Annotated in this window: 16 protein-coding genes; 12 read left to right on the top strand and 4 right to left on the bottom strand. The window is 55.6% G+C overall.

Going from position 1 to position 13,828, the window contains the following annotated elements; translation table 11 throughout:
• The 3 genes from CWM52_RS26475 to yedF form a co-directional block, all read left to right on the top strand.
• On the top strand, window positions 1-196 hold a 196-nt coding region (locus tag CWM52_RS26475), incomplete at its 5' end, for a hypothetical protein (RefSeq protein WP_206057689.1).
• A gap of 44 nt (window positions 197-240) precedes the next feature.
• Entirely contained in the window at window positions 241-1,452 is a 1,212-nt protein-coding gene (gene yedE / locus CWM52_RS08555; protein WP_100683692.1) for a selenium metabolism membrane protein YedE/FdhT, read from the top strand.
• Window positions 1,449-1,682 carry a sulfurtransferase-like selenium metabolism protein YedF gene (yedF, locus tag CWM52_RS08550; protein ID WP_032687424.1) on the top strand — a complete coding sequence of 78 codons (234 nt, stop codon included), beginning with the start codon at window positions 1,449-1,451 and terminating at the stop codon, window positions 1,680-1,682. The genes yedE and yedF overlap by 4 nt, the downstream gene beginning before the upstream one ends.
• Before the next feature lie 55 nt (window positions 1,683-1,737).
• On the opposite strand, the gene metQ is transcribed toward yedF, so the two are convergent.
• The 3 genes from metQ to CWM52_RS08535 all read right to left on the bottom strand — a co-directional run bounded on the left by metQ (window position 1,738) and on the right by CWM52_RS08535 (window position 4,070).
• Window positions 1,738-2,553 carry a methionine ABC transporter substrate-binding lipoprotein MetQ gene (metQ, locus tag CWM52_RS08545; protein ID WP_100683701.1) on the bottom strand — a complete coding sequence of 272 codons (816 nt, stop codon included), beginning with the start codon at window positions 2,551-2,553 and terminating at the stop codon, window positions 1,738-1,740.
• Between the two features lie 335 nt (window positions 2,554-2,888).
• A complete protein-coding gene (locus CWM52_RS08540; protein WP_100683691.1) occupies window positions 2,889-3,578 on the bottom strand; it encodes a hypothetical protein in 690 nt (229 codons plus the stop codon).
• 69 nt (window positions 3,579-3,647) lie between these two features.
• A complete protein-coding gene (locus tag CWM52_RS08535; RefSeq protein WP_100683690.1) occupies window positions 3,648-4,070 on the bottom strand; it encodes an Ivy family c-type lysozyme inhibitor in 423 nt (140 codons plus the stop codon).
• 350 nt (window positions 4,071-4,420) lie between these two features.
• Here CWM52_RS08535 and add point away from each other — a divergent pair, with 350 nt between their 5' ends.
• The gene (gene add, locus CWM52_RS08530) at window positions 4,421-5,422 is read left to right on the top strand and encodes an adenosine deaminase (protein WP_100683689.1); all 1,002 of its coding nucleotides are present in this window, start codon (window positions 4,421-4,423) and stop codon (window positions 5,420-5,422) included.
• A 36-nt stretch (window positions 5,423-5,458) separates the two neighbouring features.
• Here the strand turns inward: add and CWM52_RS08525 are convergent, their stop codons facing one another.
• Window positions 5,459-6,499: an oxidoreductase gene (locus CWM52_RS08525; protein ID WP_100683688.1), complete on the bottom strand. Its 1,041-nt coding sequence runs from the start codon at window positions 6,497-6,499 to the stop codon at window positions 5,459-5,461.
• 188 nt (window positions 6,500-6,687) lie between these two features.
• Here CWM52_RS08525 and blr point away from each other — a divergent pair, with 188 nt between their 5' ends.
• From blr to rsxD, 8 genes are all read left to right on the top strand, one after another.
• On the top strand, window positions 6,688-6,837 hold the full coding sequence (gene blr, locus CWM52_RS08520) for a division septum protein Blr (RefSeq protein WP_100683687.1): 150 nt from the start codon (window positions 6,688-6,690) through the stop codon (window positions 6,835-6,837).
• 126 nt (window positions 6,838-6,963) lie between these two features.
• On the top strand, window positions 6,964-8,334 hold the full coding sequence (locus CWM52_RS08515; protein ID WP_100683686.1) for a GH1 family beta-glucosidase: 1,371 nt from the start codon (window positions 6,964-6,966) through the stop codon (window positions 8,332-8,334).
• A gap of 217 nt (window positions 8,335-8,551) precedes the next feature.
• Entirely contained in the window at window positions 8,552-8,767 is a 216-nt protein-coding gene (ydgT, locus tag CWM52_RS08510; protein ID WP_100683685.1) for a transcription modulator YdgT, read from the top strand.
• Between the two features lie 68 nt (window positions 8,768-8,835).
• The gene (locus CWM52_RS08505; protein ID WP_100683684.1) at window positions 8,836-9,276 is read left to right on the top strand and encodes a DUF2569 domain-containing protein; all 441 of its coding nucleotides are present in this window, start codon (window positions 8,836-8,838) and stop codon (window positions 9,274-9,276) included.
• A 79-nt stretch (window positions 9,277-9,355) separates the two neighbouring features.
• Window positions 9,356-9,937: an electron transport complex subunit RsxA gene (rsxA, locus tag CWM52_RS08500; RefSeq protein WP_100683683.1), complete on the top strand. Its 582-nt coding sequence runs from the start codon at window positions 9,356-9,358 to the stop codon at window positions 9,935-9,937.
• Window position 9,938: 1 nt separating this feature from the next.
• On the top strand, window positions 9,939-10,517 hold the full coding sequence (rsxB, locus tag CWM52_RS08495; RefSeq protein ID WP_100683682.1) for an electron transport complex subunit RsxB: 579 nt from the start codon (window positions 9,939-9,941) through the stop codon (window positions 10,515-10,517).
• Window positions 10,510-12,774 carry an electron transport complex subunit RsxC gene (gene rsxC, locus CWM52_RS08490; protein WP_100683681.1) on the top strand — a complete coding sequence of 755 codons (2,265 nt, stop codon included), beginning with the start codon at window positions 10,510-10,512 and terminating at the stop codon, window positions 12,772-12,774. Before rsxB ends, rsxC begins: the two co-directional genes overlap by 8 nt.
• On the top strand, window positions 12,775-13,827 hold the full coding sequence (rsxD, locus tag CWM52_RS08485) for an electron transport complex subunit RsxD (protein WP_100683680.1): 1,053 nt from the start codon (window positions 12,775-12,777) through the stop codon (window positions 13,825-13,827). It abuts the gene before it with no gap.
• Window position 13,828: the final 1 nt, after the last annotated feature.

Below are 13,828 nucleotides of genomic sequence, written 5' to 3'. Positions count from 1 at the left end.
CAGGCATAGCGGTGATCTTATTGAATTTGTGGAAAAATCAGTAGATCACATCGCGCTATGCCTGTCTCGTTTTATCCTTCTTTTTATGGGGATCCCTCAGCGCCGCGGTGGCCTTTATTTTGTTGGCGGATCGATTCATTTTGATCCCATCGAGTGTTTTGTCGTTATAAGCGGCGTATTATCCCGCCTTCTTTGACCCCGCCTGGGGTGATTTACCTTCTGAGTTCAGAGGCATCTTTCATGACTTGGCAACAGTTCAAACAGGCCTACCTGATTAAGTTCTGGGCACCGGCCCCCGCGGTTATCGCCGCCGGTATTCTCTCCACCTATTATTTCGGTATTACCGGCACGTTCTGGGCCGTGACCGGGGAATTTACCCGCTGGGGCGGGCAGTTATTGCAACTTGCCGGCGTTCATACCGAGCAATGGGGTTATTTCAGGCTGATTCATCTTGAGGGAACGCCGTTAACCCGCATTGATGGCATGATGATTATCGGCATGTTTGGCGGCTGTTTCGCCGCCGCGCTGTGGGCCAACAATGTCAAACTCCGCCTGCCGCGCAGCCGGATCCGGATCATTCAGGCCGTGGCGGGCGGGATCATTGCCGGTTTCGGCGCACGACTGGCGATGGGCTGCAACCTGGCGGCCTTTTTTACCGGTATTCCTCAGTTCTCTCTCCACGCCTGGTTTTTTGCCATCGCGACGGCTATCGGGAGCTGGTTTGGCGCGCGCTTTACGCTGCTGCCCCTGTTCCGCATTCCGGTCAGGATCCAGAAAGTGTCGGCGGCCTCGCCGCTAACGCAAAAACCGGCGCAGGCGCGGCGTCGTTTTCGCGCCGGTATGCTGGTGTTCTTCGCCATGATCGCCTGGGGATTACTGACGGCACTCGATCAGCCTAAGCTCGGACTGGCGATGCTGTTCGGGGTGGTTTTTGGCCTGCTGATTGAGCGTGCGCAGATCTGCTTTACTTCGGCATTCCGCGATATGTGGATTACCGGACGCACCTATATGGCTAAAGCGATTATCTTCGGGATGGCGGCGAGCGCGATTGGCATTTTCAGCTATGTGCAGCTGGGCATGGAGCCCAAAATCATGTGGGCTGGCCCGAACGCGGTCATCGGCGGTCTGCTGTTTGGTTTCGGTATTGTACTGGCCGGCGGCTGCGAAACCGGCTGGATGTATCGCGCCGTTGAAGGTCAGGTCCACTACTGGTGGGTCGGGCTGGGCAACGTCATTGGTTCGACGATTCTGGCCTATTTCTGGGATGATTTGTCACCAACGCTGGCCACCAGCTGGGATAAAGTCAATCTGCTCGCCACCTTCGGACCTTTTGGCGGCCTGCTGGTGACCTATCTGCTGTTATTCATCGCATTGATGCTGGTCATTGCCTGGGAGAAACGTTTTTTCCGCCAGAAATCCGCCGCGATGACCAATATTAAGGAAACCGCATGAAAACTATCGTTCCCGATTATCGTCTCGATATGGTAGGCGAACCCTGCCCCTATCCGGCCGTCGCCACCCTGGAAGCAATGCCTTCGCTCAAAAAAGGGGAAATTCTCGAAGTGGTCAGCGATTGTCCGCAGTCGATTAATAACATTCCGCAGGATGCCCGCAACTACGGGTATACGGTGCTGGATATTCAACAAGACGGGCCCACTATCCGCTATCTGATCCAGAAGTAATGCCTGGCGTGCAGGCCGGTGACGTGCTCCCGCCACCGGTCTGCTGCAACCCAGATTACCAGCCTTTTACCGCGTCGCCTTTGTACAGCTCCGCTGCAGCGGCGGCAACTTCATCGCTGTGATACGCTTGCACCAGATTTTTCACCTTTGCGCTGTCCTGGTTATCGACCCGACTGGCGAAAATATTAACGTAGGGTGAATGTTTATCTTCGACAAACAGCCCGTTGCGGGTCGGTGAGAGCCCCACCTGGCTGGAAAAGGTGGTATTAATCACCGCAAGCGCAATTTGCCGATCGTCAAGCGCGCGGGTCAACTGCGGCGCCTCGATCTCGACGATTTTCAGCTTCTTCGGGTTATTCACAATATCTAACGACGTCGGCAGCAGACCTACCCCCTCTTTCAGGGTAATCAGCCCCTGTTTTTGCAACAAAAGCAGCGAACGTCCGAGGTTGGTCGGATCGTTTGGCACCGCTACCTGAGCGCCTTCAGGCAGCTCATCGATGGTGCGTATTTTCTTCGAGTAGGCGGCAATCGGATAGACGAATGTCTTGCCCACCTCAACCAGCTTATAGCCGCGCTCCTCGATCTGTTTATCCAGGTACGGTTTATGCTGGAAAGCGTTGATGTCCAGATCGCCATTATTCAGCGCTTCATTGGGCAAAACAAAATCGTTAAAGGTGACCACTTCGACATCAAGATTATACTTCTCTTTCGCCACCTTCTGCGCCACCGCCCAGACCTGCTGATCGATCCCCGCGCTGATACCGACTTTTATATGATTCGGGTCCTGCCCGGCGGGGCCACAGGCGGCAAGCAGCGCGGTGCTGGCGACAAGCAACGGAACAGCAAACTTCTTCAGCGTAAATAACATCATCCCAGAGTCCTTTTTAAAATAGCCTGCCGCTCATGGCAGGAAAAGTAGCGCCTGAGACTATAGGAAATATCATTGGCGATATTAAAGACTGATTCACTATGATTTATAGCGATTGGCTATGAGCCTGGATCATGGCAGAAGAGAGGGCAAATTTTTCTGTCGCCGGAGCGCCGATTAAATGGTTTAAGTCACTGTTTAAAAATGATGATGCCGAATATGGCATTCGTACTGGCGGCGATCAATTAGCGCCAGGTGATTCTCCCGGCAGTGCGACCAAAAATCCGATCGGCGACTATATGTTCAACATGGCGATCTGCGTGCCGGGATGGCGCCTACCTCTGGAGGTTAACAGCGTCACAGCGGGCCCAGTTATAGTTCACCCTGGCCAGTTTGAGTTCTCCGCAAACCGCACCAAAGCGAAGCGCCTGATTCTGCTGAAAGTAGCGCCGCAACGATTCAGGCAGAAAACGGGCCCTGTAGCGCAGTAGCGTACAGTGCCAGAAAGGTGCCGGAAGCGGTGTGCTGGCGTGCCTGGAAAGCAGTTCGTCTTTCCAGGGCGATAACAGAACGTTCTGGCAAAAAGCGTGGCGCATCGCCACGGCCTCCTCGTTGGGGATCCCGGCAAGCAATAGCTGGCCGGGAAGAGCAACTAAACGCAAATCTCTGACGGTAATACGCTGGCCCTGATAGTTCGCCCACAGGGTATGTAGCCGGGCAATCTTTTCAGGAAGGGGCTCGTTTTCGGCGTACAGCGGCAGCGTCAACGGCAAAAAGGTAAAGTGAAAACATGCCTCAGGCAGCCTGTCCGCCAGCGCGTCATCGCGCACCAACTCGCGGAGTTCACGGAAAAGTTGTTGGATTTGCGACGGCATCGTAGGCTGTATGCCCGTCGCAAGCGCCAGTTTTGTTGGGTCATAGTCCGGCGTATCGCGAATGCTATCGATCCCTTTGTTTTCTCGCCAGGCCGCCAGAGTCTTGTCGTTCGTTGATTGATACACACAGTCTAGGTGAATCACTTTCATCTTAAATTGTCGTCAGGCAAGGGATGGCAACAAAAGCCGTCCGGAGACGGCTTAAATGATGTGCCGTGCTCAGTTTGAGACATCACCATGCAACCGCGCGAATAAAATATTTCGCATCACATCAGAACCTGTCGGGTCAAGGTTCAACCAGGTGAGTTTTTGTTGCTCAGATGCAAGATCATATTCAGAAAAAACGCCGTGAATATCACCTTTATCCAAAGAATAAAGGACGGCTATTGATTGCGCCGGGCAGTTGTGCGGTTTACAGCCGGATAAGGCAAGGTATTTGCGCCCGGCGATGGTTATTTCATTTGCCGGGGTGCTCGTTCCCCCCTCTTTAACCCAGGATGGAAGGTTGTGTTTAGCAATAAGGCTCTTATAGGCCCGTCCTGTTTCCTTGCCTTGTACAAAATCAAAAAGGTAAGGATTGCCTTCCGCGCTGACCGTAAAAGATAACAGGGACAAAGCAGCAATCATTAGTTTCTTTTTCATGTCGTTTCCCTCATTCCATTAAAGAGCAGAGAAATTTTATCTTTTTCTTGCTGCTTTGTCAGGCTCTGGAGAGATGCCCTGCCAGTCCCGCCAGACTTATGCATGCAGGCCTTGTCAGCCGGGGCTACCCCGTCCTTCATCATCTCGCAAAAGGGGATGAAAACGCGAAAATAGTCTATGCGTTTATTCTAAATGGATAGTGAAAAAGACCGGAAGGCGCTCACTCTGCGGTATAAAAAATGACGCGAATGCTGCCAGACATTTGTATTGACTGGATTTTTCAATACCTTCAAATAGTTACAGGCATGTTGTATAATGACGTGCACTTTAACTAAAAAATGAGTGCGACCATGATTGATTTAACTTTGCCATTAACCGACATTCACCGCCACCTTGACGGCAATATCCGTGCCCAAACCATTCTCGATCTTGGCCGCCAGTTCAATATCCCCCTTCCTGCCACTTCGCTCGACGCGCTGATCCCGCATGTACAGGTCACCAGTAATGAACCCGATCTGGTCAGCTTCCTCGCTAAACTGGACTGGGGGGTAAAAGTTCTCGCCTCACTGGAAGCCTGTCGCCGCGTGGCTTATGAAAATGTCGAGGATGCGGCGCGCAATGGTCTGCATTACGTTGAGCTGCGTTTTTCGCCGCGTTATATGGCAATGACCCACCAGCTACCGGTCGACGGCGTGGTTGAGGCGGTGATTACCGGGGTGCGTGAAGGCAGCCGCGACTTTAACGTCGAAACGCGCCTGATCGGCATTTTGAGCCGCACATTTGGCGAAGCGGCCTGCCAGCAGGAACTGGACGCGCTGCTTGCCCACCGCGACGGGATTACCGCGCTGGATCTGGCGGGCGATGAGCTCGGCTTCCCGGGCAATCTGTTTATGCAACACTTTACGCGCGCGCGCGATGCCGGCTGGCGTATTACCGTGCACGCTGGCGAAGCAGCCGGTGCACAAAGCATCTGGCAGGCTATCCGGGAGCTGGGAGCTGAGCGTATCGGCCATGGCGTAAAAGCGGTCCAGGATCCGGCACTGATGGATTACCTTGCGCAGCAGCGGATCGGCATTGAGTCCTGCCTGACCTCCAATATCCAGACCAGCACCGTAGCATCGCTGGCTGAACATCCGCTCAAAACGTTCCTTGAACACGGTGTTCTGGCATCCATTAATACTGACGACCCGGCGGTACAAGGTATCGACATCATTCACGAATATACCGTTGCCGCACCGGCAGCCGGCCTGAGTCGCGAACAGATCCGCCAGGCGCAAATCAATGGCCTCGAACTCGCGTTTCTCAGCAATCAGGAAAAAGCGGCGCTGATTCAGCGCGTTCAGCAGGCCTGACCCTCAGCCCGGCGGCCTCGCTGCCGGGCTGAGGCTTTAGATAAGACTCAAGGTCGCGCGATGTTTCGCCGACTCCAGACCGAGTTCAATCAACTCCATAATCTGAATCGCCTGGCTGGCAGGCACTGGATTTTCGCCGCTGCCGTTCAGGGTGTCGCGAATGGCGGCATAGTAAGCCGGGTAGTTACCCGGTACAGTCAGCCAGTTTTCCGTCGCGCGCGCGTCCCCTTCAACCCGCGTCAGCACTCCGTCACGCATATCGTATCCCCAGTCTTCCTGCGGCAAGCGCTCGCCATTCTTCAGCCGCTCCTCCTGCGGATCCAGTCCATATTTGACATAGCTTGCCCGGGAACCATGGACGATATATCGCGCGGTTTCTGCCGCCGCCAGCAACGTACCGTGTAACACCACCCGGCGCAGGGGGTAAGTCAGCACGGCATGAAAATAGTCGGTAGCCTGCGCGCCAGGACGCAACTGCGCCAGATCAACGGTAATACTGACCGGCAGGCCAAACAAATTGACGGCCTGATCAAGAAGATGCGGCCCCAGATCGTACCAGATTCCGCTTCCCGGACCGCCCTGTTCGCGCCAGCGGTGACGAACCTCCGGACGATAGCGATCGAAGTGCGATTCAAAGTAGCACACCTCGCCCAGCAGCCCTTCGTTAATCAGCGATTTAAGCGTCAGAAAGTCGCTATCCCAGCGGCGGTTATGAAATACGGAAAGCAGTCTGCCGCAGCGCCGGGCAGTGGCCTCCAGCCCTCGGGCCTGTGACAGTGTCACGGTAAAAGGTTTATCCACCACAACATGTTTGCCCGCTTCCAGCGCCGCTTTCGCCAGCGGGAAATGGCTATCATTTGGCGTCGCAATGACGATCAAATCAATATCAGGGTTGCTCAGTAAGCCCGTGGGATCGGCGACCACGCTCACCATGGGCCAGTCGGCCTGCACTTTTCTTTCATCGCTACTGGACACCGCGACCAGCGTCATTCCCGGTGTACCGCTGATTAACGGCGCATGGAACGTTTTACTCGCATACCCGTAGCCAATCATTCCTACCCGGATAGTGTCACTCATCTTGCAACCCTCTCATTGAACAATCTCTGCCCTTTGCTAACTATAAACCTCAATTAATTTATTAGCTTTTCTAATGCTTCTCAGCGGTCATCTTGACGACAATCGTTACAATACCATTCTGCTATCCCTTGCTTTACTCTCACCATTTAGTAACATTTACCTCTGTTTTAACTTTCAATTTCAGGATTATGGCAAACGTTTTTAACAGAATTGTAGAACTTATCGGCTGGGTAGTATTCGGCGTTTCAGCCCTGCTTTTGGTTATCGCTCATCACATTGATAACTACCAGTCTCCGCCTTCAGCGAATGTTGTACAAACGACCAGCCTGCCCCATTAACCCGCCAGCCTCTGCTGACGCTAAACAGTGACCCACTTCGCAAGTGTGCAACCGGTTTCAGAAACCGGTTGCACACTTGCGAACGCATTCACTACACTCTCTTTATCATTCGATAAGGAGTTTTTCATGGCCGCATTTCCGCAACATTTTCTTTGGGGCGCCGCCACCGCAGCCTATCAGGTTGAAGGCGGTCACGATGCCGACGGCAAAGGCCCGTCAATCTGGGATATTTACGCCCACCAGCCCGGTGCAACATTCGAAAACACCCATGGTGACGTCGCCGTCGATCACTATCATCGTTTTCGCGAAGATGTTGCCCTGATGGCCGAAATGGGCCTGCAAAGCTACCGCTTCTCTATCTCCTGGCCCCGGCTGTTGCCCCAGGGGCGTGGCGACATTAACGAAGCAGGCATTCAGTTTTATAGCGATTTGATCGACGCGCTGCTGGCCCACAATATCGAGCCGATGATTACGCTCTATCACTGGGATCTGCCGCAGGCGTTACAGGATGAAGGGGGCTGGGAAGCGCGAAGCACCGCCGAGGCGTTCGCCGACTATGCCCGCCTGTGTTACGAGCGCTACGGTTCCCGGGTGAAGCGGTGGGCAACCTTCAATGAAACCATCGTGTTTATCGGACACGGTTATATTAATGGCTGCCATCCGCCGGCGGTGCGCGATCCGGCGCGCGCCATCCAGGCCTGCCACCACGTCTTTATTGCTCACGCGATGGCGGTTAAACAGTTTCGTGAAAGTGGTATTCATGGCGAGATTGGTTTCGTCAACGTATTGCAGCCGCATACACCGCTCACCGACAGCCCCGAAGATCGAGCGGCCACCGACATGGCGGACGCCATTCACACGCACTGGCTGTACGATCCGGTGTTAAAAGGCCATTATCCGCAGTCGCTGTTGCAGCAGGCCCAGGCGCTGTGGGGTGTCCCGCAGTTTGCGCGCGGTGATGACGCGCTGCTGCGTGACAACCGCTGCGATTTTATTGGCCTTAACTATTATCGCCGCGAAACCGTCTCCGCCCGCCCTCAGGAGGGACTCAGCGCCGGCGAACCGGGCGTCAAAGGTCTGTTTTATTTCGTGCGTAACCCGCAGAGCACCTATACCGAATGGGGCTGGGAGATTTGGCCGCAGGGGTTAACCGACGGCATAATGATGATCAAAGAACGCTACGGCGATATTCCTGTTTACATCACCGAAAATGGTCTGGGCGCCAAAGATCCGATTATTGATGGCGAAATCGTCGACGATCCGCGCATCGACTATCTTAGCAGCCATATTAATGCCGTGGAAAAAGCCATCGAGGCTGGCGCCGATGTCCGCGGTTATTATCCCTGGTCCTTTATTGACCTCCTGAGCTGGCTGAACGGCTACCAAAAACAATATGGTTTTGTGTATGTCGATCATCAGCAAGGGCTCGCCCGTAAACGTAAAAAGAGTTTTTTTTGGTATCAAAACGTTATTGCCAGCCGAGGCAAACAGCGTTAATCTTCTCTCCCAGGCGCCGCCCGGCGCCTGACTTAGCGATAGAATATTCCTAAATATCTTTTGACTACCCCAGGAACGAAATCAGTTCTTGTCTTTAGTATTTACAACCTAAATAATTTCATCAGGCCCGTTAAGAAGGCACTGTTTGTTGAAAGCTGGTTTACTAACAGTTGGTAATATTCGACTTGTTTATTCCGATTATAAAATGGAAACGCAAATGACCGTCCAGGACTACTTATTAAAATTTCGTAAAATCAGTTCGCTTGAAAGTCTTGAAAAACTTTTTGACCATCTTAACTATTCTCTGACCGACACAGCAGAAATCGTCAACATGTATCGAGCCGCCGACCACCGGCGGGCAGAACTGGTTTCCGGCGGCAAATTGTTCGATATCGGCCAGGTGCCGAAGTCCGTCTGGCGTTACGTGCAATAAACACTGTTCTCAACCATGCCAGTTGCTTATACTCCCGCTCTTCATCTTGATTGAATCCGGGAGAAATCATGTCTTCTCACTCTGCAGAACGTATCGGCGGGTGGCTGCTGGCACCGCTGGCATGGCTACTGGTTGCACTACTGAGCACGTCGTTGTCGCTGTTGATATTCGCTAATGCGCTGATGGCCTCCCGGACCTACGCCCTGCTGGCGGAGATGAGCACAGGGCACCTCCTGCTTTGGGTGGGGTCGTTGCTGTTTGCCCTCGCCATGTGGTACTACACCCTGTGGCTGACCATTGCTTTTTTCAAACGGCGGAGCATCGTAGCGAAGCACTATATTATCTGGCTGCTCATCTCTCTGCTGCTGGCGATAAAGGCCTTTGCTTTTTCACCGATTTCAGACGCGATGGCCCTGCGTCAACTGCTGTTTCCGCTGCTCGCCGCGGCGCTGTTCGTTCCCTATTTCAAACGTTCCGCACGGGTTAAGCGAACCTTCGTGAATTCGTAATAACCCCACAGTTAACCTGTTGTCGCCGGTATCGATTTATTCGATAATAGGCGGCTTTTTCTGTTTTCAGGTCGAGTTGATGGCTGATTATTTACTGCTCTTTATTGGTACTGTCCTTGTGAACAACTTCGTGCTGGTGAAGTTTCTTGGACTGTGCCCGTTTATGGGGGTTTCCAAAAAACTGGAAACCGCAATGGGGATGGGGCTGGCCACCACGTTTGTGATGACCCTGGCCTCGATTTGCGCCTGGCTGATTGATACCTGGATTCTTATCCCGCTGAACCTTATCTATCTGCGTACGCTGGCTTTTATTCTGGTTATCGCGGTGGTGGTACAGTTTACCGAGATGGTGGTGCGTAAAACCAGCCCCGCCCTGTATCGACTGCTGGGTATTTTCTTACCGCTGATCACCACCAACTGTGCCGTGCTCGGCGTCGCGTTGTTGAATATAAACCTCGGGCATAACTTCTTACAGTCCGCGCTCTACGGCTTTGCCGCTGCGGTCGGTTTCTCGCTGGTGATGGTTCTGTTCGCCTCTATTCGCGAACGTCTGGTGGTCGCAGATGTGCCTGCGCCGTTTCGCGGTAATGCCATCGCCCTGGTGACTGCGGGTTTAATGTCTCTGGCATTTATGGGCTTTAGTGGTTTGGTGAAGTTGTAATATGAGTGCAGTCTGGATAGCCGTGATCGCCATTAGCCTGCTGGGGCTCATTTTTGGCGTGATTCTGGGATACGCCTCCCGTCGGTTTGAAGTGGAAGATGATCCCGTCGTTGAAAAAGTCGATGAGCTTCTTCCGCAGAGTCAGTGTGGACAGTGCGGCTACCCCGGCTGTCGTCCTTACGCCGAGGCCGTCGGCTCTCAGGGTGAGAAAATCAACCGCTGCGCCCCTGGCGGCGAAGCGGTGATGCTAAAAATTGCCGCCCTGCTGAACGTTGACCCGCAGCCTATCGATGGCGATGAACAACAACTCGAGCCTGCGCGCATGCTTGCGGTGATTGACGAAAATAACTGTATCGGGTGCACGAAGTGTATCCAGGCCTGCCCGGTCGATGCGATTGTCGGTGCAACTCGCGCCATGCACACCGTGATGAGCGACCTGTGTACCGGCTGTAATCTTTGCGTCGCCCCCTGCCCGACGCAATGTATAGAAATGGTTCCTGTCGCGACGACCACTGAAAACTGGAAGTGGGACCTTCACACGATTCCGGTACGCAATATTCCTGTGGAACAACATGTTTAAGCTATTTTCCGCTTTCAGAAAAGATAAAGTCTGGGACTTCAACGGCGGTATTCACCCGCCGGAAATGAAAAACCAGTCTAACGGTACGCCGCTGCGCCAGGTTTCCCTGCCGCAGCAGTTTGCTATCCCGTTAAAACAGCATATCGGCGCTGAGGGTGAGCTCTGCGTCCAGCCAGGCGATCGCGTACTGCGCGGTCAACCGCTGACCCGCGGCTGGGGACGAATGTTACCGGTTCATGCCCCGACCTCCGGTACCGTCAGCGCTATCGCACCGCACTCTACCGCGCACCCCTCCGCCCTCGCCGAGATGAGCGTCATTATCGATGCCGACGGCGAAGACCGGTGGATTGAGCGCGACGGCTGGAGTGATTATGCAAACCAATCCCGCGAAGCGCTCATCGAGCGTATTCATCAGTTCGGCGTGGCCGGACTGGGCGGCGCGGGATTCCCGACCGGCAGCAAATTGCGCGGCGGCGGCGACAAAATTGAAACCCTGATTATTAACGCCGCTGAATGCGAACCCTATATTACCGCCGACGATCGCCTGATGCAGGATTGCGCCGCGCAAATTATCGCCGGCATCCGCATCCTTGCCCACATTTTACAGCCGCGTCAGGTGCTGATCGGTATTGAGGATAATAAACCGCAGGCTATCTCGATGATGCGGGCGGTCCTTGCCGATGCGCACGGTATCGAACTGCGGGTGATTCCCACCAAATACCCGTCCGGCGGCGCGAAGCAGCTGACGCAGATCCTCACCGGCAAGCAGGTCCCCCACGGCGGACGCTCGTCGGACATTGGCGTCCTGATGCAAAACGTCGGGACCGCCTATGCGGTTAAACGCGCGATAATCGACGGTGAGCCGCTGACCGAGCGGGTGGTGACGCTCACGGGGGAAGCGGTGACTCGTCCGGGCAACGTGTGGGCGCGGCTGGGAACACCGGTTCGCCATCTGCTGGAAGATGCCGGCTTCTGCCCGAGCGCCGAACAGATGGTCATTATGGGCGGCCCGCTGATGGGATTCACCCTGCCGTGGCTTGACGTGCCGGTGGTTAAAATCACCAACTGCCTGCTGGCGCCGTCGGTAAGCGAAATGGGCGAAGCCGAGGAAGAAAAAGGCTGTATTCGCTGTAGTGCCTGTGCGGACGCTTGTCCGGCCGATCTGCTGCCGCAGCAGCTGTACTGGTTCAGCAAAGGTCAGCAGCACGATAAAGCCACCGCCCATAACCTGGCCGACTGCATCGAGTGTGGCGCCTGCGCCTGGGTCTGCCCGAGTAATATTCCGCTGGTACAATATTTCCGTCAGGAAAAGGCTGAGATTACGGCTCTTCGTCAGGAAGAAAAGCGCGCGGCGGAGGCCAAAGCCCGCTTTGAGGCCCGCCAGGCTCGCCTGGAGCGGGACAAAGCCGCGCGTCTGGAACGCCACAAACAGTCCGCGGTTCAACCTGGCGCAACAGATCACGCCGCGATTAACGCCGCGCTGGCCCGGGTTCGCGAAAAACAACACGATGCCGCCCAGCCGATCGTTGTCCAGGCCGGAACGAAGCCGGATAACAGTGAAGCCATCGCCGCGCGCGAAGCCCGTAAAGCCGAGGCCCGCGCCCGCAAGCTGGCGCAGCAGGATCAGCAAACGGAACAGCCCGCCACCGAGGCTGCCGACCCGCGTAAAGCGGCGGTTGAGGCGGCTATCGCCCGTGCGAAAGCCCGTAAAACCGAACAGCAGGCCGACGTTCAGCCCGTAGCCGAAGCCATCGACCCGCGTAAAGCGGCAGTTGAAGCGGCTATCGCCCGCGCGAAGGCCCGTAAAGCCGAACAGCAGGCTGCCGTGCCGGCCGACGTTCAGCCCGCAGCCGAAGCCGTCGACCCGCGTAAAGCGGCAGTTGAAGCGGCTATCGCCCGCGCGAAAGCCCGTAAAGCCGAACAGCAGGCTGCCGTGCCGGCCGACGTTCAGCCCGCAGCCGAAGCCGTCGACCCGCGTAAAGCGGCAGTTGAAGCGGCTATCGCCCGCGCGAAAGCCCGTAAAGCCGAACAGCAGGCTGCCGTGCCGGCCGACGTTCAGCCCGCAGCCGAAGCCGTCGACCCGCGTAAAGCGGCGGTTGAAGCGGCTATCGCCCGCGCCAGGGCCCGTAAGGCCGAACAGCAGCAAGAGATGACCCCGTCAGCCACCAACGACGACCCGCGCAAAGCCGCAGTCGCCGAAGCAATCGCCCGCGTTCAGGCCAGGAAAGCATCCCGGCAGGCAGTTAACGAGGAATAAATGGTTTTCAGAATCGCAAGCTCTCCTTATACCCACAACCAGCGTCAGACCTCACGGATTATGCTGCTGGTTCTGCTCGCGGCCGTACCCGGCATCGCGGTTCAGACCTGGTTCTTCGGCTGGGGAACCGTGGTGCAGCTCGTCCTCGCCGCCCTCACGGCCTGGGCGACGGAAGCCGCTATCCTCAGGCTGCGCAAGCAAAACATTGCCGCCACGCTTGCCGATAACTCCGCGCTGCTAACCGGTCTGCTGCTGGCGATCAGTATTCCGCCGCTGGCCCCCTGGTGGATGGTCGTTGCCGGTACCGCCTTTGCCGTTATTATTGCCAAGCAGCTGTACGGGGGACTGGGCCACAACCCGTTTAACCCGGCGATGATTGGCTATGTCGTGCTGCTTATCTCATTCCCGGTGCAAATGACCTCCTGGCTGCCGCCGCATGAGATTGCGGCCAGCGTTCCGGGCTTCACCGACGCTCTGCAGGTGATTTTTAGCGGCCGCACCGCCAGCGGTAACGATATGAACGCCCTGCGTCTGGGGATCGACGGCATCAGCCAGGCCACGCCGCTGGATACGTTTAAAACGTCGCTGCATGCCGGTCATGGGGTGAAGGAAATTCTGCAATACCCGATCTACGGCGGCACGCTGGCCGGCCTTGGCTGGCAGTGGGTCAACATCGCCTATCTGGTCGGCGGTCTGTTTTTACTCTGGCAGAAGACTATTCGCTGGCATATTCCACTGAGCTTCCTGCTTAGCCTGACTCTCTGCGCCACCCTGGGCTGGCTGTTTTCCCCGCAGAGCTTCGCCGCCCCGCAGATTCATCTGCTTTCCGGCGCGACCATGCTCGGCGCATTCTTTATTTTAACGGACCCGGTTACCGCCTCCACCACCAACCGCGGCCGCCTGATATTCGGCGCCCTCGCCGGTCTGCTGGTGTGGCTCATCCGCAGCTTCGGCGGCTATCCTGACGGTGTGGCTTTTGCCGTGCTGCTGGCGAACATTACCGTTCCGTTGATCGATTACTACACGCGCCCACGCGTCTATGGCCACCGCTGAG

The sequence above is a fragment of the Raoultella sp. T31 genome, assembly GCF_002806725.1.
Lineage (GTDB): Bacteria > Pseudomonadota > Gammaproteobacteria > Enterobacterales > Enterobacteriaceae > Klebsiella > Klebsiella electrica.
The sequence above is the reverse complement of the archived record's forward strand: the minus strand, read 5'-3'. Positions and strand labels throughout refer to the sequence as shown.